Origin of the sequence: Brevibacterium renqingii (genome assembly GCF_017808105.1) — a bacterium.
Lineage (GTDB): Bacteria > Actinomycetota > Actinomycetes > Actinomycetales > Brevibacteriaceae > Brevibacterium > Brevibacterium renqingii.
In genome coordinates, this window is sequence record NZ_JADBHF010000001.1 from 223,980 (window position 1) to 244,117 (window position 20,138).

The 20,138-nt window shown below is 67.6% G+C and carries 13 protein-coding genes; 11 read left to right on the plus strand and 2 right to left on the minus strand.

Annotated elements, in window-relative coordinates; translation table 11 throughout:
- Window positions 1–62: 62 nt before the first annotated feature.
- From IHE57_RS00950 to IHE57_RS00975, 6 genes are read left to right on the plus strand one after another with little or no spacing between them, the layout of a single operon-like run.
- Complete coding sequence (locus IHE57_RS00950) at window positions 63–2,192, plus strand: hydantoinase/oxoprolinase family protein (RefSeq protein ID WP_209370161.1); 2,130 nt, start codon at window positions 63–65, stop codon at window positions 2,190–2,192.
- Window positions 2,189–4,246 carry a hydantoinase B/oxoprolinase family protein gene (locus IHE57_RS00955; RefSeq protein ID WP_253719818.1) on the plus strand — a complete coding sequence of 686 codons (2,058 nt, stop codon included), beginning with the start codon at window positions 2,189–2,191 and terminating at the stop codon, window positions 4,244–4,246. The genes IHE57_RS00950 and IHE57_RS00955 overlap by 4 nt, the downstream gene beginning before the upstream one ends.
- On the plus strand, window positions 4,243–5,235 hold the full coding sequence (locus tag IHE57_RS00960) for a carbamate kinase (RefSeq protein ID WP_209370163.1): 993 nt from the start codon (window positions 4,243–4,245) through the stop codon (window positions 5,233–5,235). Before IHE57_RS00955 ends, IHE57_RS00960 begins: the two co-directional genes overlap by 4 nt.
- A 28-nt stretch (window positions 5,236–5,263) precedes the next feature.
- A complete protein-coding gene (locus IHE57_RS00965) occupies window positions 5,264–6,181 on the plus strand; it encodes an AAA family ATPase (RefSeq protein WP_209370165.1) in 918 nt (305 codons plus the stop codon).
- Window positions 6,178–7,377 carry a VWA domain-containing protein gene (locus tag IHE57_RS00970; protein ID WP_209370167.1) on the plus strand — a complete coding sequence of 400 codons (1,200 nt, stop codon included), beginning with the start codon at window positions 6,178–6,180 and terminating at the stop codon, window positions 7,375–7,377. The genes IHE57_RS00965 and IHE57_RS00970 overlap by 4 nt, the downstream gene beginning before the upstream one ends.
- Window positions 7,374–8,507 (plus strand): XdhC family protein, encoded by a 1,134-nt coding sequence (locus tag IHE57_RS00975; RefSeq protein WP_209370169.1) that lies wholly within the window; start codon window positions 7,374–7,376, stop codon window positions 8,505–8,507. The genes IHE57_RS00970 and IHE57_RS00975 overlap by 4 nt, the downstream gene beginning before the upstream one ends.
- Window positions 8,508–8,536: 29 nt before the next feature.
- Here IHE57_RS00975 and IHE57_RS00980 read toward each other — a convergent pair whose 3' ends face one another.
- The gene (locus IHE57_RS00980; protein WP_209370171.1) at window positions 8,537–11,515 is read right to left on the minus strand and encodes a bifunctional FdrA/YlbE family protein; all 2,979 of its coding nucleotides are present in this window, start codon (window positions 11,513–11,515) and stop codon (window positions 8,537–8,539) included.
- Window positions 11,500–12,690, minus strand: a complete 1,191-nt coding sequence (locus tag IHE57_RS00985) for an oxamate carbamoyltransferase subunit AllH family protein (protein ID WP_209370172.1) — start codon at window positions 12,688–12,690, stop codon at window positions 11,500–11,502. Before IHE57_RS00985 ends, IHE57_RS00980 begins: the two co-directional genes overlap by 16 nt.
- A 50-nt stretch (window positions 12,691–12,740) precedes the next feature.
- Between IHE57_RS00985 and IHE57_RS00990 the strand changes: the two genes are divergently transcribed.
- From IHE57_RS00990 to cutA, 5 genes are all read left to right on the plus strand, one after another.
- Entirely contained in the window at window positions 12,741–14,543 is a 1,803-nt protein-coding gene (locus IHE57_RS00990; protein ID WP_209370173.1) for a PucR family transcriptional regulator, read from the plus strand.
- Window positions 14,544–14,780: 237 nt separating this feature from the next.
- Complete coding sequence (locus IHE57_RS00995; protein ID WP_209324357.1) at window positions 14,781–16,256, plus strand: uracil-xanthine permease family protein; 1,476 nt, start codon at window positions 14,781–14,783, stop codon at window positions 16,254–16,256.
- A gap of 4 nt (window positions 16,257–16,260) precedes the next feature.
- Window positions 16,261–17,226: an FAD binding domain-containing protein gene (locus tag IHE57_RS01000; protein ID WP_209370174.1), complete on the plus strand. Its 966-nt coding sequence runs from the start codon at window positions 16,261–16,263 to the stop codon at window positions 17,224–17,226.
- On the plus strand, window positions 17,223–17,732 hold the full coding sequence (locus IHE57_RS01005) for a (2Fe-2S)-binding protein (protein WP_209324355.1): 510 nt from the start codon (window positions 17,223–17,225) through the stop codon (window positions 17,730–17,732). Before IHE57_RS01000 ends, IHE57_RS01005 begins: the two co-directional genes overlap by 4 nt.
- Window positions 17,729–20,119 (plus strand): aerobic carbon-monoxide dehydrogenase large subunit, encoded by a 2,391-nt coding sequence (gene cutA / locus IHE57_RS01010; protein WP_209324354.1) that lies wholly within the window; start codon window positions 17,729–17,731, stop codon window positions 20,117–20,119. Before IHE57_RS01005 ends, cutA begins: the two co-directional genes overlap by 4 nt.
- Window positions 20,120–20,138 lie beyond the last annotated feature (19 nt).

A 20,138-nucleotide genomic window follows, 5' to 3' on the forward strand; every position in this document is an offset into this window, starting at 1 on the left:
TTCAGTCAGCGTGGGCACCGGGAAAGATAGTGACAAATCCCACGCGACCTGGAAGGACGAAGATGTCGCCCCACGCTCCACGGATCCGCATCGGCATCGACACCGGCGGAACATTCACGGACATCGTCGCATTCGACGAATCCACCGGCACACTGACGACGACGAAGACTCCGTCGACGCCGTCGAACCCAGCCGACGGGTTCATCAACGGCATCGACAAGGTGCTGGCCATGCTCGGCGACTCGGTCTCCGCGGAGCACATCAGCGCCGTCAGCCACGGCACGACTGTCGCGACGAACCAGCTGCTCGAGGGCAAGCTCGACCGTCTCGGCTTCATCACCACTGAAGGCTACGAATTCGTCCTCGAGATCGCCCGCCAGGCCGTGCCAGACGGCTACGGCAACTCCTATTTCTGGGTCAAGCCCGAACGCATCGTCCCGGCCGACCTCGTCAAGACCGTGTCCGGTCGCCTCGACTTCGAAGGCGGCGAGGTCCGTCCCTTCGATGAGGCGCAGGCCAGGGAGGTCGCCCAGTGGTTCAAGCATCAGGGCGTGATGACGCTGGGCGTGAACTTCCTCCACGCCTACGCCAACCCGGCCCACGAGCAGAGGATGCGGGAGATCCTCACCGAGATCCACCCTGAGGCGACGGTCTCGCTGAGCTCCGAGGTGCTGCGCGAATACCGCGAGTACGAGCGCTCGATGACCACCCTCGTCGACGCGGCCGTCAAACCGAAGGTCTCGAAGTATGTGCATAACATCCACGAACGCCTCGACGCCTACACCGGCGTCGGCGGGGACTCCGGGCTGCCCTTCTACATCATGAAGTCCAACGGCGGCGTCCTCTCCGCCGAAGAGGTCGTTCACCAGCCCATCACCACCGTGCTCTCGGGGCCGGCCGCCGGTGCGCTCGGCGCCGGGCTCATCGCCCGGGAAGCGGGCTTCGACCAAGTGCTCACCTGCGACGGCGGCGGCACCTCGACCGACGTCACCGTCGTCATCGACGGCGAACCGGCCCTGACCACCGAGGGCACCGTCGGCGTTTACCCTTCGAAGATCCCGATGATCGACGTCGTCACCGTCGGCGCTGGCGGCGGCTCCATCGCCTGGACCACACCGGAGGGCCAGCTCAAAGTCGGCCCCCAGTCCGCGGGAGCCGATCCTGGCCCCATCTGCTACGGCAACGGCGGCACCGAGCCGACGATCACCGACGCCCACGTCTTCCTCGGACGGATCCCGCCCCACCTCCTCGGTGGGGAGATCCCGCTCGACGTCGACGCGGCGAAGACCGGCATCGCCCGGATTGCCGAACGCCTCGGGCTGAGCGCGCAGAAGGCAGCGACCGGCATCCTCGAGATCTCCGCCTGGAACCAGGCCAATGCCCTGCGCCAGATCTCCGTCCAGCGCGGACTCGACGTTCGTGACTTCATGCTCGCGACCTTCGGCGGCTCCGGCTCGCTGCTCGCCTGCACCCTCGTCGACGTCCTCGACCTCGCGGGTGTTGTCGTCCCACATGATCCCGGTAATGTCTCGGCCTACGGCCTGCTCACCGTCGATGTCAAGAACGACTACGTCCAGACGCACGTCAGCCGCGACGATCGTCTCGACATCGCCGAGGTGGCCGACCTCTTCGCCGGACTCACCGACCGGGCTGCGGTCGCACTCGACGGTGAGGGCTTCCCAGCCTCGGCGCATCAGTTCGACCGCTCGGTCGACCTGCGCTACTTCGGCCAGGCCTTCGAAGTCCGTGTCCCGGCGCCGGCGGGAGCGATCACGAGGGAGTGGGCCGACGAGGTGACCCGCGCCTTCCACGCCGAACACCGCAAGCTCTACGGCTACGACTTCGCCGACACCGACGACCAGTTCGTCGAATGGGTGAACCTGCGCGTCTCCGGCATCGGACCGATCACACGCCCGGCGACCCGCAGCATCGCCTCCGCCGACGGCGCCCCCGCTGTCGCCGAGCGGGCGCAGACCGGCCGCCGTCCCGTCTGCTTCGACGCCGCCGACGGTTTCGTCGACACCCCGGTCTACTGGCGTGAGGAGCTGCTGGCCGGTGACGAGATCGTCGGCCCCGCGATCGTCGAGGAGTTCGGATCGACCGTGCCGCTCCACCCCGGATTCAGCGCACGCATCGACAGCGCCGCCAACATCATCATCACCCGCATCACCGGTCAGGAGGACAGCAAATGACCACCACAGCCGAAACGAGCGCCGTCGATTCGGGTTCGATGCTGCGCACCGAGCCCCTGACCGGTCAGGAGCTCGCCGACTACATCGCCGCTTCGCCGATCAACCCGGCCGGCCTGCCCACCGCCTATGAGCAAGGCAATCGCCTCACCGCGCCGGGATCGAGCGTCGACCCGATCATCGTCGAGATCGTCGAAGGCACTCTGGCCAGCGTGGAGATGGAGGTCGAGACCTCGATCTCGCGCACCTCCCGCTCCCCGATGATCCGTGACGCCCACGACTTCCGTGCCGGCATCCACGACCGGCAGCTGCGTAAGCTCACAGGCCGATCGTACTCCGCGCTCGTCCACCCTGTGGTCCGGGACTTCCCGATCGAGGAGATGCGCGAAGGAGACGTCTTCTTTCACAACGACGTCTATGAATCCGAGGGCGGAATCGGCCACCTGCCGGACATGTGCGTGACCGTACCCGTCTTCGCCGAAGGCCGCGTCGTGTGCTTCGTGCAGGCTTTCGGCCACCACGACGACATCGGCGGAGCCTGCCCCGGCTCGATGCCCTCGGGGGCGACGAGCGTCTTCGAGGAAGGCCTGATGATCCCACCGATCAAGCTCTGGTCGGAGGGCAAGCCGAACAAGTCGGCGCTGCGGATCATGACGCGCAACTCCCGGATGCCCGATTCGCTCTCGGCCGACCTCGACGCCGAATGCTCGGCCTGCCTGATGGGAGCCCGGCGCCTGTCCGAACTCTTCACCCGCTACGGGGTCGAGACCGTCGAGACCGCCTTCGATACCATCCTGGCCAACTCGACCGACACCTACCGGCGCGAGATCCTCTCGAAGATCCCCGACGGCCAGTACGTCTGGGAGGATTATGCCGAGCACGACGGCGTCTCGGACCCCATGCTCCACACGCAGCGCATCACGCTGACGAAGACGTCGACGGGAGGGCCCGACGACGGGCCGCGGCTCATCGTCGACTTCACGGGCACCGCGGCGCAGGCGGCCGGGCCGATCAACCACTGCGGTGACTATGTGGGAGGCAACTTCCTCAAGAAGTGGCTCGCCCCGATCCTGCGCAACCTCGCCGACACCCCGGAGCGGATGGCCGAACTCGACGTCAACGAGGGCATCGTGCCACTCATCGAGATGCGCTTCCCGGAGAAGGGCACCCTGCTCACCCCGGAGTTCCCCGGCCCGACGAACGCGCGCACCTTCGTCATCCTCCGCCTCCTCGGCGTGCTCGCCGGCGTCGTCGCGAAGGCCGTGGATGGACGCATGCCCGCCGATCAGGAGACGATCCGCTACACCGGCGTCTACGGCAAGGACCGCGACGGCAAGGACTATCTCATGCGCGAGGTCCTCGGCGGCGGCTCCGGCGGACGCTACTACTCCGACGGTGAGGACACGATCCACGTCGTCCCGGACTCGAGGAACCTGCCCACCGAGTTCACCGAATCCCGGTTCCCGTTCCGCGTCGAACGACTCGGCCTGGCCGTGGATTCGGGCGGCGCGGGCCGCTACCGCGGCGGACTCGGCTACGAGAAGCACATCCGCATGCTCAAGGACGGTCACTTCATGTCGATCGCCGACCGGTCGATCCTCGCCTGCTGGGGAGTCAAGGGCGGAAAGGCCGGCAAGCCGTTCCAGGTGACCATCGATCCGGGCGGTGCGAACGAACGCGAGATCGATGCACTCGCCGATGCCGAGGTCATCAGCGCCGGTGAGGTCGTGCGGATCCGCACCACCGGAGGCGGAGGCTGGGGCGATCCCCTCGATCGTCCCGTCGCCGAGGTGGTCCGCGACGTCAGCTGGGGCAAGGTGAGCATCGCGGGAGCCCGCGACTCCTACGGAGTCGTCGTCACCGCGGATCCGACTCTGTCCGTCGGCGCCGACGCTGCCGGGATCGACGGGGCCGAAGCCGACGAGGCGGCGACGACCGCGCTGCGCGAGCAGATGCGGGCGGCCCGGGCGGCGAACGAACCCTTCTTCGACCGGGGGCCCGGCTATGCCGAACTCTCCGTCGACGGAGCCTCGGCCGCGGCGGTCGACTGGCTGTGAGAGTCCTCGTCGCCCTCGGCGGCAATGCGATGACCGGGCCCGACGGGGATCCGTCTCCGTCGGCCCAGCAGAGCGCGATCGCCGCCGCAGCCGTGCATCTGGCCGACCTCGCGGCGGCCGGGCACGAACTCGTCATCACCCACGGCAACGGTCCTCAGGTCGGCAATATCCTGCGCAAGAACGAACTCTCCGCGCATGAGCTGCCACCCGTGAGCCTCGACTGGTGCGGAGCACAGACCCAGGGCACCATCGGCTTCACGATCGTCAGCGCCCTCGAACTCGAACTCGCAGCCCGCGGGTTGGGGAACAGGGTCGCCGCCGTGGTCACCCGCACCGTCGTCGACCCCGACGACCCAGCGTTCGCCGACCCGGTCAAGCCGATCGGGTCCTATCAAGATGCGGACTTCGCCGCGGAGATGACCGCTCACGGCCAGACCTGGAAGGACTTCGGCAACAAGGGGTGGCGTCGCGTTGTGGCCTCTCCGGACCCCGTCGAGATCCTCGAGACCCCGATGATCTCCTTCCTTGCGGACTCCGGCTGGATCGTCGTCGCCGCCGGCGGGGGCGGCATTCCCGTCGTGCCCGCGGACCGGGGCTGTGCCGGGGTCTCCGCGGTCATCGACAAGGACCTCAGTGCTGCGAAGCTCGCCGCCTCGGTGGGTGCGGATCTGCTCATCATCGCCACCGATGTGCCCTGTGCGGTCGCCGGCTTCGGCACTCCAGACGCGAGCGATGTCGGTGCCGTCACCGCAGCCGAGCTCAAAGCCCTGCGTGCCACCGGCACCTTCGCCTCCGGTTCGATGGGACCGAAGGTCGACGCGCTGCTCGACTTCGTCGACCACGGTGGATCACGAGCCGTCATCGCCGAGCTCTCGCAGCTCGCCTCGGCGGTAACCGGGAGAGTCGGCACCGCCGTGAGTTCGCACGGTCAGGCGCACTCGGATGATCGGGTGGCGGCGGACGTTCGAGAGAGCAGAGACGATCAGTAGACTCGACTCGGGAGGAGGCGACGCAGCCATGACGATCTTCGACGATCCCCGTTTTTTGGCACAGGAGCTGGAGCGCGTGGGGCACATCGTCGCACCCGAACTCGCGACCACCTGTGTGCTCGCCCACCGCCTCGGCAAACCTCTGCTGTGCGAGGGCTCCCCGGGCGTGGGCAAGACGAGTCTGGCCCGAGCGCTCGCCCGCGCCTCCGGCGGCCCTTTCATCCGGCTGCAGTGCCACGACGGGCTCGAGGCCAGCCAAGCGCTCTACGACTGGGACTTCGCGAAGCAGATCCTCCACGTGCGCACGATCGAGGCGGCGTCCGGCTCGGCGGGGGAGCGCATCGACGCGCTCCGCCTCGACGATGAGCTCCACGACCGGGCCTTCCTGCTCGCCCGTCCGATCCTGCGCGCGATCGAGGACTCGCGGGGACTCGGGCCCGACGAGCCGCGACCGGTGCTGCTCATCGACGAGATCGACCGCGCCGGCGACGAATTCGACGCCCTGCTGCTCGAGGCGCTCGCCGACTGGTCGGTCACCGTGCCCGAACTCGGCACGATCTCGACGCAGACTCCGCCGCTGGTCATCCTCACCTCGAACCGCACCCGCGACCTCCACGACGCCCTGCGCAGACGCTGCCTCTACCAGTGGTTCGACCAGCCCGGTGCCGAGGCGGAATCACGGATCCTCTCCCTGCACGTCCCCGAGGCCGACGAGTCCCTGCGCCGGGCCGTCATCGCTGCGGCCAACCGACTCCGCAGCGCCGATCTGCTCAAACCCCCCGGCACCGCCGAGGCCATCGACTGGCTGCGCGCCCTGCACGCCCTCGGCCTCGGCGAACTCGACGACCCAGCGATCGCGGCGACGCTCTCCGCCGTCCTCAAGGACGCCGACGACCTCGCCCCCGCCCGCACAGTTCTCAGCCCATTCGGAGAGGATGGAACGTGAGGACCCTGACGGACACCTTCCTGACCCTTGGCATCCGGCTGCGGGCCGCGGGACTGCCTGCAGACCCGGACGCGGTGCGGTCGCTCATCACGGCCGCGGCCTGCCTCGACCCGCTCGATCCGCAACAGGTCCGAGCCGCGTCCCGGGCGCTGACCTGCACCCGACCCGAACATCTGCGCCTCCACGATGCGATCTTCGACGCCGTCTTCGGACTGGCAGGCAGACAGGATGCCGAGGAGCCGGGCATCGACGTCGAATACCCCCGGCCCGAGATGAGCACAGAGGGCGGAAGCGGGGAAGCGAGCGAGATCACCGAAGCTGGCCGGACCGAACATCTGCGCCATGTCGACCTCGGGTTCGAACACGGCAGTGAAGCCGCCGCCCTCATCGACGGCGTCGTCTTCCGACCACCGCGCGGCCTTGCACATCGGACTCGCCCGGGACACACCGGCATCATCGACGCCCCTCGGATCCTGCGCAGGCTCATCCGCTCCGAGGAGATCTCAGCGATCCCGCGCAGGCGCAGCCTCCATCGCCGGCGTCCCGTCACCCTCGTCGCCGATGTGTCCGCCTCGATGACCGTGTGGCGGGAGTCCGCGCTGCGCTTCCTCGCCCGCGGCTCCGCAGTGCTCGGTGCCCGCTGCTTCACGGCGGGGACCCGCCTGACCAGAGTCGACGGACGCGCACGTGCTGCGGCCGGGCACGGGCGAGGAGGCAGCGGTGTCGCCTCGGCGCTGGGTGAGGTCCTCGACGCGGGGGCCGGGACGCGCCTCGGCGATTCTCTGACCGAACTCCTCAGCGAGCGGATGAAGGACCTGGTCCGCGGCAGCATCCTCGTCGTCATCAGCGACGGCTGGGAACACGGGGACTGTGCGGAGCTCGACATCGCCTGTGCGCGGCTGGCCCGGCTCAGCCATCGGTTCCTCTGGGCCAATCCCCGCGCCGGACGCGTAGGATTCGAAGCGCGCACTCGAGGCCTGGCCGTCGCGGCGGCGCATACCGAGGCCGTGCTTCCGGCGACCACCGTCGCCCAGTGGCAGAACGTCGCCGACCTCATCGCTGCACCGGGATCGTCCCACGGCACCGGCGACGGAGGCGCGTTTGCGACTCCGCGAGCTGTCGGTGGACCTGTGACCGCCGTGGACGCGACTGCGAGCGCTGTGCCGACAGCGACCGATCAGGGGGCGCACGCATGAACGAGGCCGACGAGATCCTCGCCTGGCTGGACGGAGGTCGGGACTTCGCACTCGCCGTGGTGACGAAGACCTGGTCATCGGCGCCGCGACCGGCGGGCGCGATGATGGCCGTCGCCGCGGACGGACAGGTCATCGGCAGCCTCTCGGGCGGATGCGTCGAATCCGCCGTGCACGAACTCGCACTCGAGGTCCTCAGCACCGGTCGTGCGGCCTCGGCCCATTACGGAACGAGCGATGCGGAGGCGTTCGCAGTAGGGCTGGCCTGTGGAGGACAGATCGACGTCCTCGTCACCCCCGTCCTCGAGCCCGCCGCTGTCTCCCGACTCCGGATCTACCTCGAGGCGGTCTCCGGATCCCGTGCGGCAGCACTGGCTCTCGAGCTGCCGGGAGCCACCGAGGAGGACGGCGCAGAACTTGACGGACCGAGCCGCATTCTCGCCCTCGACGCGGAAGGGAGAGCGCACGGTGACTTCGCTCATGAGCGCCTCACCGAACACATCTCCACCGACGCCCGAGCGATGATTGCCGACGGCGCCACCGGGATCCTCGAATACGATGAGACGGGACGTCGCCTCGGCTCGGGCACTCGCGTCTTCGTCACCACCTCGACGCCTCCACCGCGCCTGCTCATCTTCGGTGCCATCGACTATGCCGCGGCCCTGGCCGAGCTCGGCCGGTTCCTCAGCTACCGAGTCACGGTCTGCGACGCCCGGCAGGTGTTCACCACCGCAGAGCGCTTCCCCGCGGCCCACGAGGTCGTCGTCAGCTGGCCCCACCGCTACTTCGCCGCCGAGGCCGCAGCCGGTCGCATCGATGCCTCGACCGTGGTCGCCGTGCTCACCCACGACCTCAAGTTCGACGTCCCGGTCCTCCTCGAGGCAGTCCGGTCTGCGGCCGGGTATGTCGGTGCCCTGGGGAGCCGGCGCACGCACACCCAACGCACCGAGGCTCTTCTCGAGTCCGGGGCGAGCGAGGAGGAGATCGCGCGGATCCACGGTCCCATCGGTCTCGACCTGGGCGCACGCTCTCCCGAGGCGACCGCGCTCTCGATCCTCGCCGAAGTGCTCGCCGAGAGGTCGCAGGGCACCGGGGCGTCCCTGAGCGCGACCACCGGAGCGATCCACCGCTGACGGCGGTCTGCCCCGGTGGGCGCAGGGCATCAGCGCCGCTGTGCGCTCAGGCCCTCGATCGCCGAGGTGAAGCATTCGGCCGGCGGCGTGACGAGTCCCGCGCCCACCTGGCCGACTCCGGCCACCTTCCCGGCCATACCGGTGTTGATCTGCGGCAGCACGTGCGTACGGAGCACCTTCGCGAGGTCGATTCCGCTCGGCACCCCGCGGAACTCGAGGACGGGGATCTGATGCTGCGGATGCTCGCCGAGGGTGATCTCATACATCCGTCGGGTGGTGTCGACCGCGAAGGCGACGTCCCCGCCGACGAGACGCACGACCGCGGGGGCTGCGGCCATCGCGAGGCCGCCGATGCCCGCGGTCTCCGTGATCGCGGAGTCGCCGATGTCGGGATTGGCGTCCTCGACGCCGTAGGAGCCGAGGTAGAGACCGTCGGCGATCTGCGCCGGGCCCGAGTACCACTGCTCACCGGTGCCGGCGAGCTGAATGCCGAAGTCCGTGCCGTTGCGGGCCATGGTGACGACGAGAGTCGAGCCGGGCACCCCCTTCGCCGCCGCCATGGCGAGCTTGCACGTGGGCATGACGAGGTTGAGCGCGAAGTAGTCGTTGGCGCCGAGGAAGCGCGCGACCTCGGCGAGGTCGTCAGCGGGGAAGTCGAGGGTGAAGAGCTTCGGCATGATGTCACGGAGGAAGAGCAGGGTCGCCGTCCGATTGCGGTTGTGCCCCTCGTCCCCGGACTGGAGCATCTGCGTGACGTAGTTCTTCGTGTCCAGAGGCCCGGTGGCGGCCAAGGCCGCGGCGAGCACGGGGCCGAGCACATCGCGCATCCACTTCAGGCGAGTGAGCACCTCCTCGTTGTTCGCGCCGTAGCGCAGCACCTTGCCGAGGCCCTCGTTGAGAGAGCAGTAGGCGCGATTGCCGTGGACCGGGTCGATGAGCTCGAACATCCACATCGAGGGGCTGACCACGCCGGCCATCGGCCCGACCGCGTCACGGGAATGGCAGGGGGCGAAGGAGAAACGGCCATCGGCGAGACCAGCCTCCGCTGCCTCCAACGTCTCGGCGAGTCCTTCGAAGACGACGGCGCCGGCCAGAGCCCCGCGCATCGGGCCAGAGGCTCGGTCCCACTCGAGCGGAGGGCCGGAGTGGAGGAACTCGTCCTCGCGCAGTCCGAGGCACTCGCGGGCCGGTCGAAGCCCCACGACTTCGGCCCCGGCGGCAAGCATGCGCTCAACCGCCTGGGCGTTCGCCTCCCGGCGACGGGGGTCGGCCATCACCTGGTAGAGCGCGGCCGGATCGCCGAGGGCGGGCTTCCACGGAACCTCCGTCACAGGCACAGCCTGGGCACGCAGCTCCTCGGCGAAGAGGCTCAGGCCCACGGAGACCACGGAGGGTGCGGTTTCGAGCAGGCCCGAGAGGCTCTGGGTGCCGGCTGAGTCGGTCGCTGCCTGTGGGCCGGAGGAATTCGGGCAGGCGCGCGACGGTGGCATCGAGGATTCGGTGACCGTACTCACCTGTGCCTCGTAGCCGAGGTGGGCGAGTGCACGGGCGCTCGCATCAGCGTTCGAGAGAAACACCTCGGCGCCGGCGGCGACGAGCGCGCGGACGGCGGCAGAGAAGTCCTGCGGATCGGCACTCGTGCCGATGAGGCTGACGACGACGGGCAGGACTCGGCCTTCTTCGGCGGCCGCCGACTTGGCCTCGGTGATCGCTGCGGCCAGATCATCGGCGGGATCCGCGTGGGCGCCGTGGCCGAGCACGAGGTCGAGCAGCAGCACACCGGCCCGGGGGCCGAGATCCCGGATCGCCTGCAGACGCAGCGAGGGGTCGATCATCGGGTGGGCCCGGCCCCGGGTCATCTCGTCGGCACCGAAGTCGAGCACGGTGTGCGCGTCAGCGCTGACGGTCGTTCCGCTCACCAGTTCAGCCCCGGCCAGGGGGATGTTCGAAGAGATCGGGCCGAGCGCGGACCGCGCGATGAGCATCGCCTCATCGGCCATGGTCCCACCGCAGAACAGGCCGATGAGCGAACCGGTCAGCGCCTCGGCCGGCTCGGAGACTCCCCAGTGCGGCCATTCGGGCACAGTGAAGTCGGCTGTGCTGAGGGCGGTTTCGACCCCGGCCGTGAGACTCGGGGAATCAGGGCCGAGGATCGCCCAGCTCACGCGCACTTCGAGTTCGGCGGCGAGGTCCTCGATCTCAGCGACCACCTCGGTGTCGGCGGGCTTCGAGACCACGATGATGTGCTCGGTCTCGGCGTCGACGGCGAGCGCCCGCAGGGCCTGTCGTGCACTGAGGCCGCCGACCTCGTGGGAGAGATCGCGTCCGCCCGTGCCTATGAGATGGCTGACCCCGGCCCCGGCGGCATCGAGGAGGACCGAGACTTGCTGGGCGCCCGTGCCCGAGGCCGCGATGATGCCGAAGGTCCCGCGGCGCACCTCATTGGCGAATCCCAGTCCGACCCCTGAGATGATCGCGGTGCCGCAGTCCGGGCCCATGACGATGAGGTCGCGCTCGGCGGCACGAGTTTTGAGTTCGACCTCGGTCGAGACATCGACATTGTCGCTGAAGAGGAGCACCGAGGACCCGGAATCGAGGGCCGCGAGGGTTTCGACTCCGGCGCTCTCGCCGGGCACCGAGACGAGAGTGAGCCCGGCGTCGGACCCGGCGAGCGCGGATTCGACGGTGAGTGCCGGCTGCACGGATCCGCCCGGGCCATTGGACTCGCGGGCGGCGGCGGCGAGCCTGTCGAAGGCGACGTCAACGGCGTTGCTGCCGTCTGACAGGGCCGCCTCAGACTGTGCGCGGATGGCGATGATGAGGTCGTTCGGGGTGACCTCTTCGGCGATGTCGAAACCGGCTCCATGGATGAGGTCGAGATTGAGCTCCGAGGCCATCCCGATGAGGGCGTCGTCGACCCCGGGAGTGGTCTTGACCTCGGTCGAGACCTGCATGAGGGCGACCGAGTCGACGTAGACGCCGTGGCGGACGGTCAGTGAGCGTGGCATGGATGAGTCCCTTTCGATGAGTGCTGGATCGGAGTGCGGGTCGGAGTCCGCGGGCCGTCGCCGCCGCGGATGCGGATCATCGCCGCGGTTGGAGGCCGGGATGGTGACAGCGAACGGCTCACTCCCGGCCGCGTTGAGCGGCTGCAGGTGAGAGCTGTGAGGACGGCGAGGAACCCCGTGAACAGGTCGTGGCCGGAACTGTGACCGATCCCGTCGAGCGGAGAGAGCACGGCGGGGAAACCTGCTGCCGGGGTTGCGAAGGCGGCTGACCGAGGCGGTGGTTCTCTCCTGGGCGTGGTGAGCAGCCTGTGGGCGGCTTCGACCGCCGCCGCGACCTCGGGCACGCAGTGACCGGCTACGGCCGCACGGATGAGCGCTGCCGACAGTGCAGGAGTCGCTTGGGCGAGGTCGATGGGTTCGAGTGTGCGCGAAAGCAGATCGAGCGGACGGTTCCTGCCTGTGGATCGGAGCGCGAGGGCGATGCCGGACAGAGCGTCGTCACCGCTGGGGGTGCTGCCGGGTCCGGCGCCGATGAGAGCTCGAACCCCGGCCTCGGTGTCGGCCACGTCCTCGTCGAGGAGGGCGGAGGCGAGGTCACCGGCACGGGAGCCCAGATCCGACAGCCCGGGACGCAGATGGCCGGCCAGGGCAACCAGCGTTATTGGGTCGAGGCCCTTCCACAGCTGTGTCTTCACACGAAGCGGCCGGTGCGTGCGGACGATGTGGAGCGCAAAGTCAGGGAACCCAATCCACCGAGGTGAGGGGACATGGTCCTCGAAGATCGGCGGATGAGAGCCGAGTCGCATCGGTGAGACGGCGGGGACCACCCGCGCAGTGGTTCCGGCCCGCAGTGTAGCGAGGTGCGTGCTGTCGAGCTGCGGGACGCTGAGCCCGAAGGGCAGGAGCAGGGCGCCGGGCCCCATGATGGGCAACAGGCGCCGGCCGGGACCTCGGGGACCTTCGCTGTCGCCGACTGCGAGGTAGAGCCCTGCGGCGAACACATGGACCACCTCGGCAGGAGCCAGGCGGGCTTCGGAGGGAGCGTGGCGGACTTCGACGGGGGCTTGGCGGGCTTCGGCGGAGTCGCGGGCGATCGGGGAATGCTCAGCGCCGCCGACCCGTGCCGCATCGATCCGGGGGACCGGCAGGAGGGAAGCGGTGGCAGGAAGAACCACGGACCGAGACCTCATTTCGACAGAGTATCCCGCCCTGTTATCGTCAATGCATGTCAAATGATGCCAAGGATTCGGGATTCGGTCAGCAGGAATTGACATTCGACGCGGGAGTAGGACACGGTTTCTCCGCCGAATCCCTCACCGTGGCGGATGTGCTCAGCCTGCCGAGCATGCGTGGGGCCAGACTCATCGGCGGTGCCGCCGGTCTCGACAGAGTCGTCGAGCTGTCGAACGTCATGGAGGTCCCGGACATCCTGCCTTGGGTCAAGCCCGGGGAGCTGATGCTCACGACCGCGTATCCGATCCGTGACCGTCCCGAGGACCTCGCGGGTCTGCTCGAGACCTTCGACCGGCACGGACTGGCGGCCATCGGCCTCAAATCCGGGCGTTATCTCGAGCAGATTCCCGAGGCTGCCGTGAGAGCCGCGGATGCCCTCGGCCTGCCGCTCATCCACCTCGGCGAGGACGTCGGCTTCGACGAAATCATGCAGGAGGTGCTCACCGGCAATCTCGACCGGCGCGCTCAGGTCATCGCCCGCACGGAGGCGTCGATGCGCGAACTCGTCGATGTTGTGGTCGGCGGCGGGGACCTCGAGGACGTGTGCCGCATGCTCGCGCAGTGGACGGGCGTGGCCGCTGCGGTGACGACGCTTGACGGCCGTGTGAGATGTTTGCGCACGGCCGATGCGGAGGTCTCGTCTGCCGAAGTCTCCGCTCTCGAGTGCTTCGACCGTTCGGGCCGGTTCCGTGTCGAGGACGAACCCGCCGGCGTCAGTCGACGCGGCGAACCCCGAGGCGGCAGCGGAGACGCGCACACTGCACGCACAGGATCCGGCCGAGACGATAACAGTACCGCGAGCGAGGCACTGAACTGGGGAAACGTCGTCATCGAGGGTGGTCGGCGGCCGGCGGCCGAGACTCTGCCCGCCGCTTCGAACCTCGGCCGGATCGTCGCCTTCGGCGCCCAGGCGCTGCGAGCGGGCGACTTCCGTCTGCTCGAGCAGGCCGCGGCCGCGGCCGCCCTCGTCATCACCCGTGAGCAGGCCATCACCGCTGTCGAGAGCAAGTACCGCACCGACTTCGTCCTCGAAGTGCTGCGCGGTCACATCGCCTCGAGTGACCGGGTGCTCTCCCACGCACACTCGCTCGGCTGGGACCTCGACCGGCCGATCAGCATTGCGGTCGCCGAGGTGGATTCCGAAGCCGATTCCACGGACGCGAGCAATAAACGCACGATGCAGTCGCTGTTCGCCGACGCTTGGACGAAGGTCGTCTCCCAGTTCGACCCTCGTGCGGCGGTAGTCGGCTCGGGCGATCAGGTGATCGTGCTCCTGGCAGCGGAGCCGCGAGAGAGGATCGTCCGTCGCTTGGAGGAATTCGTCTCCTCGGTGAGGGGGCACGGGGGAGGCGGCCGACGACAGTTCTCCGTCGGGATCTCTCGTCCCGCCGAGGGCGTCTCGCGTCTGGCACCGGCCTATCAGGAGGCGATGCGGGCGCTCGAGGTCGGTCGGCAGCTCGCCCGCGGTCAGGGTCTGCGTCACTATGACTCTCTCGGCGTCTACCGACTGCTGCTCCAAGTCGGGGAGCAGACCGAGCTGCGCAACTTCGCCGAAGAGGTCCTCGGACCATTGGCGACTGATGCCAAGGAGGAGTACGCAGGCCTGCGCGAGACCCTGCAGGAGCTGCTCGACCACAATCTCAACGTCGCCGAGACCGCGCGGGCGCTGTTCTTCCACTACAACACTCTCCGCTACCGGATCGGCAAGCTTGAGCAGATGGTCGGTCCCTTCACCGAGGACCCGGACCTGCGGCTCTCCCTCGCGCTCGCCCTGCAGATCGTCAAGCTGCCCTGAAGGCGCGGGTTCGGGATCTGCGGAGCAGGAATGTTGCGAGTAGGGAAGTTGGCGAAGACTGCCGAAGGTCCGGGTCTCTCTTTGGCAGGAAATGACGTGATACAGGACTCGAGGGCGCAATAGAGTCGGTTCCTGAGTCGGAGTGGTCCGTAACCGTGCAGACATCGAGTCAAGCGGCCTATATCACTGACGAACCATGTATCGGAGCCGGCAATTCTCAACGATGAGGAGAGGCACATGTCGATGTTTTCCTGGAAGCTCCACGGCGACGGAAAGACCATAGCGCCTGGGCAGGCTGTTGCTCCGGACGAGCGCCTGACGTGGGGCAGAACCGTAGGGCTCGGCGTCCAGCACGTCGTTGCGATGTTCGGAGCGACCTTCGTCTTCCCGATCATCATGGGGCTCAATCCGCAGCTGGCAGTAATGATGTCCGGAGTCGGCACGATCATCTTTTTGCTCATCGTCAAGGGCAAGGTGCCCAGCTATGTCGGCACCTCGGCCGCCTTCGTCGGGGGCGTCACAGCTGTCACCGCTCAGGGAGGTACTCCCGCAGAGGTCACCGGTGCGATCATGGTTTCGGGCGTCATCCTTGCCCTCGTCGGTACGTTCATCCACTACATCGGCTCTGCAGCTTTGATGAAAGTCCTTCCGCCCGTCGTCACCGGCGGCGTCGTCATGCTTATTGGCTTCAATCTCGCACCGGTGGTTGCGAACACCTATTGGCCTCAGGACCAGTGGATCGCCGTCATCGTCATGGTCTTCATCGTCTTCGTATCAGTATGGGTGCGTGGCTTCCTTGGTCGCATCGCTGTCTTCCTCGGCCTTGTGCTCGGTTATGTGCTGTCCTGGATCTTCGACCAGGTGTTCGGCCAGATCACCTCTTTCAGTGCTACCGCTGGTGAGGTGACGACCCACTTCCGTGTCGACTTCTCTGGTGTCGCTACGGCGCCCTGGATCGGATTTCCGCCCATGACCGACACCGCGGCCGGAGTCGTCGGTGTCCATCTGCCCGTTTTCAATGCCGCGGCTATCATCGTCATGCTTCCTGGCATCATCGCCCTCGTCGCCGAGAATGCTGGTCACGTCAAAGCCGTTGAAGAGATGACGGGAGCCCCGCTCGACAAGTATATGGGCCGTGCCGTCATCGGCGATGGCGTCGCAACCGTCGTCGCCACTTCCGTGGGCGGTTCTCCGACGACGACTTACGCGGAAAACATCGGAGTCATGGCAGCGACTCGGGTCTATTCGACAGCTGCCTACTGGGTTGCCGCTCTGGTGGCGATCCTGTTCGGCCTCTCGCCGAAGTTCGGCGCCCTCATCTCAGCGGTACCCGGAGGTGTCCTAGGAGGCATCACCGTCGTCCTCTACGGCATGATCGGCATGCTGGGCGCGAAGATCTGGATCGAGAACCGCGTGAACTTCGCTAACCCGCTCAACATCGTGCCTGTCTCGGCGGGCCTGATCATTGCGATCGGCGATGTGAGCCTGAACTTCAGCGAGGATTTCGTCCTCTCGGGAATTGCCTTGGGAACCATATCTATGCTGGTCATGTACCATGTTGCCCGCCGGTTGGCACCTGCTGACATGCTTTCCGACTCCGACGGCGGTGCCGGTGGGGCTGGTCTCTCTGTCGGGCGGGAAGGGCACCAAGGACGTGTTGTCGATGGTGCGGAAAGCGACCGCGGCCGACGCGGTCAGGAATCGAGTGAATGAGACGATGAAGCCATCACCCCTGCGAATCCATCGACCGACGACAGTCGACGAGACTCTCGACCTCCTTGCCGCTCGAGGTGACACCGGAAAGATCCTCGCCGGAGGCCAGAGCCTCGTTCCCGTCCTCAACATGCGCCTGGCCGCTCCCAGCGATCTCTTCGACATCACTTCCGTGGTTGGTATCGACGAGCTCGAGGTCTCGGACGCCGACGGTTCGGAGGAGATCTGCGTGGGAGCGAGCGTCACGCATCGACGGGTCGAACGCAGCGCGGAAGTCACCAGGACCAACCCTCTCCTCGGCGAGGCTCTGCGTTTCGTTGCGCACCCCGCGGTGCGCAATCGGGGCACGACCGTCGGCTCGATCGCCCATGCCGATCCCAACGGCGAGATGCCGATGGTCCTCGCGCTCACCGGTGGTCGCATCGAGGCGCGCAGCCGACGCGGTGAGAGGACATTGGGCGCCGAGGAACTCAACATCGGGCCGTTGGAGACCTCGCTGGAATCCGATGAGCTCATCACCCGTGCGATCTTCCCAGCGCTGTCTGCGGGTTCGCGCACAGGCTTCGACGAACTCGCCCGGCGCAGCGGGGACTACGCGCTTGCGGGAGTGGGGATGATCCTCGACGTCGACGGCGAGACTGTGACGGGGCTGCGTTGTGGATTCGTCTCCGTCACCGACGTTCCCGACATCCTCGACCTCGGCGAAGCCGTATCGGGCGCAAGGCTCAGCGATGCCTCCGAGGTCGCCGCCACGGTCGCCGAGGCGGCGCGCGACTTCATCGACCCCGGTGGAGACATCCACGCCTCGGCGGACTACCGGAGACACCTTGCCGGAGTGATCGCCTCCCGCCTGTTCCGGCGCCTGTGCCGCAGCGACGGCGCGAGCGGTCGCGGCACGGCCGCGGATTCGCGCGGCGAGGACAGCCCGGTCGTGACGACCGGTGACGACACGGAGAGAAGGCGAGCATGACCGAAGACATCGACACAGAACCGACATCGAACATCCGACTCGCAGTCAACGGCACCCTCTACGAGCTCGAGGTTCCCGACCGGAAGCTGCTCTCGGACGTGCTCCGGCAGGACCTGGAGCTGACGGGCACCCATGTGGGCTGCGAACACGGAGTCTGCGGGGCCTGCACGGTCCAGCTCGACGGTGAGCCCGTGCGCTCCTGCCTGATGTTCGCCGTCACGGCTCAGGGCCATGAGATCACAACGGTCGAGGGTATCGGCGACGATCCCGAGAACCCGTCTGACGTCCAACAGGCCTTCATCGACTGCCACGGTCTCCAGTGCGGCTTCTGCACCCCGGGCTTCGTCACGACCATCGACGCCTACATCGACGAGAATCCGAACCCCACCGCGGAAGAGGCGCGCGAGGCCGTATCCGGTAACCTCTGCCGCTGCACCGGCTACCAGAACATCGTCTCCGCAGTGTGTCGAGCCGCCGAACTGCGCGCAGAGGGGGCCTCGCAATGACCACTCGCCTCTTCGGCCAGAAGATCACCCGACGCGAAGACCCACGCCTGCTCACCGGCCACGGCCGGTATGTCGACGACGTCTCGGGAACGGCGATCGCAGCCGCATTCGTGCGCAGCCCCCACGCCCATGCCGACATCCTCGACATCGACGTCACCGGCGCCCTCGACGTCACCGGTGTCATCGCGGTGTGGACGCACGAGGACCTGCCCGGACAGGCCGCGGAACGGCTGCCGATGCTCATTCCGCATCCCTCCATCGTCGCCCCGCACACCGGTTACGCCCTGGCCAAGGACCATGTGAACTTCGTCGGTGAGCCCATCGTCATGGTCATCGCCGAGAACCGCTACATCGCGGAGGACGCTGCGAACCGCATCGAGGTCGAGTACAGCTTCCGCGAGGCCGTCGTCGGCGTCGAAGCGTCCCGCGAGGGAACGCGAATCGTCCATGAGGGGATGGAGGACAACGTCGCCGCTCACATCGTGCAGGACGTCGGCGATGTCGATGCGGGGCTCGAGGGCGCGCCCCATGTCCTCGAACTCGACCTCGAATTCGAGCGTAGCGCCTGCATGCCGATGGAGGGCAAGGGCGTCGTGGCACGGTGGGATCCCGGCGAGGAGAGCCTGGAGGTCCACTCCTCGACGCAGACGAGCACGGGTCTGCGGGCCGTGCTCGCAGCCAAGCTCGAGATCCCGCTGACCCGGGTCGAGGTCATCACCCCCGACGTCGGCGGAGCCTTCGGTGTGAAGATCAACCACCCCTGGCCGGAGGAGCTCGCCGTGGCCTGCGCCGCGCGTGCGCTCGAGACCACTGTCAAATGGACCGAGGACCGTCGCGAGCACTTCATCTCCTCCGCCCACGAAAGAGCGCAGACCCAATGGGTCAAGGTCGGCTTCGACGACGAGGGCCGGATTCTCGGACTCGACGTGAAGTTCTGGCATGACAACGGCGCCTACCTGCCCTACGGCGTGATAGTCCCGCTCAACACCTCCACCCACATCATGGGCCCGTACGTGATCCCAACGTTCCGCGTCGAGTACTGGTCGCTGTACACGAACACCGTCATGGTCACCCCGTACCGTGGTGCCGGTCGCGCCCATGCGGTGTTCATGATGGAGAGGACGATGGACGCGATCGCCGCCGAACTCGGCCTCGACCGCACCGAGGTGCGCCTGCGCAACTTCGTCCGCGACTTCCCGCATCCTATGGGCCTACGGATGCAGGACGGAGCCGAGGGCTGCATCGACTCGGGAGACTTCGTCACCTCGATGGACAAACTCAAGTCGATCGTCGGCTGGGACGAGTTCGAAACCTACCGTGAGCAGGCCCGCAGCGAGGGACGCCGGGTGGGCATCGGCCTCGCCTGCTACATCGAGAGCACCGGCGCCGGGCCCTACGAAGGCGGACACATCGAGGTCGAGTCCTCCGGACGGGTGAACGTCTGGACCGGCCTGACGACCCACGGGCAGGCCCATGCGACGGTCTTCGCCCAGATCGTCGCCGATGAGCTGGGAGTCCCGCTCGAGACAGTCCATGTTAAGACCGGCGATACGCGCAAGCTGCCCTATTCGGTGGGCACGTGGGGTTCGCGCGGAGCGGTCATGGCCGGCAACGCACTCCACCTCACCGCGAAAAAGGTGAGGCAGAAGGCTCTGCGGATCGCCGGCGAGTCCCTCGAGGCCGATCCTGAGGACCTTGAGATCGACGAGGGCATGATCCAGGTCAAGGGCGATCCCAGCGCGTCGATGCCGTTGGCGGCGGTGTCGGTGCTGTCGAACCCGCTGCGCTACGCCTTCGACGAGAGTGCACGGGCGGCCACCCAGTTCGCCAAGGACTCCGCCGAGGACGAGCCCTCGATCGGGCCGGGAGAGCAACCGGGGCTTGAGGAACAGGAGTTCTTCTCGCCGCTGCGCTCAACCGTGGCCAACGGCATGCATGCCGCGATCGTCGAGACCGATCCGGAGACCGCGGACATCAGAATCCTCCGCTACTGTGTCGTCCACGACTGCGGACCGATGGTCAACCCGCTCGTCGTCGAAGGGCAGGTCCACGGAGGTGTGGCCCAAGGAGTCGGCGGGGCGCTGTACGAGAAGATGGCCTATGACGCCGACGGACAGCTGCTCAACGCCTCCTTCATGGACTTCCTCATGCCCTTCGCGTCCGAGGTCCCCCACGTCGAGACCGACCACCTCGAGACTCCGAGTCCGCTCAATCCGCTCGGCATCAAGGGGGCCGGCGAGGCCGGCACGATTCCCGCCGCCACTGCCATCGCCTCGGCGCTCGAGGACGCCGAAGGGATCCCCATCCGCTCGATGCCGCTGGACCCCTCGACCCTGTGGCATATGAGAACTAACCATGCCGCGGGCGAGCTCAATCGCTCCCGCTGAATCCGACCGAAGGATATCC

Coding starts and splice junctions, on each gene's coding strand:
- IHE57_RS00955 (WP_253719818.1), top strand. CDS start 2,189: ATGACCACCACAGCCGAAACGAGCGCCGTCGATTCGGGTTCGATGCTG.
- IHE57_RS00975 (WP_209370169.1), top strand. CDS start 7,374: ATGAACGAGGCCGACGAGATCCTCGCCTGGCTGGACGGAGGTCGGGAC.
- IHE57_RS00950 (WP_209370161.1), top strand. CDS start 63: ATGTCGCCCCACGCTCCACGGATCCGCATCGGCATCGACACCGGCGGA.
- IHE57_RS01000 (WP_209370174.1), top strand. CDS start 16,261: ATGAAGCCATCACCCCTGCGAATCCATCGACCGACGACAGTCGACGAG.
- IHE57_RS00990 (WP_209370173.1), top strand. CDS start 12,741: ATGTCAAATGATGCCAAGGATTCGGGATTCGGTCAGCAGGAATTGACA.
- IHE57_RS00980 (WP_209370171.1), bottom strand. CDS start 11,515: ATGCCACGCTCACTGACCGTCCGCCACGGCGTCTACGTCGACTCGGTC.
- IHE57_RS00995 (WP_209324357.1), top strand. CDS start 14,781: ATGTCGATGTTTTCCTGGAAGCTCCACGGCGACGGAAAGACCATAGCG.
- cutA (WP_209324354.1), top strand. CDS start 17,729: ATGACCACTCGCCTCTTCGGCCAGAAGATCACCCGACGCGAAGACCCA.
- IHE57_RS01005 (WP_209324355.1), top strand. CDS start 17,223: ATGACCGAAGACATCGACACAGAACCGACATCGAACATCCGACTCGCA.
- IHE57_RS00965 (WP_209370165.1), top strand. CDS start 5,264: ATGACGATCTTCGACGATCCCCGTTTTTTGGCACAGGAGCTGGAGCGC.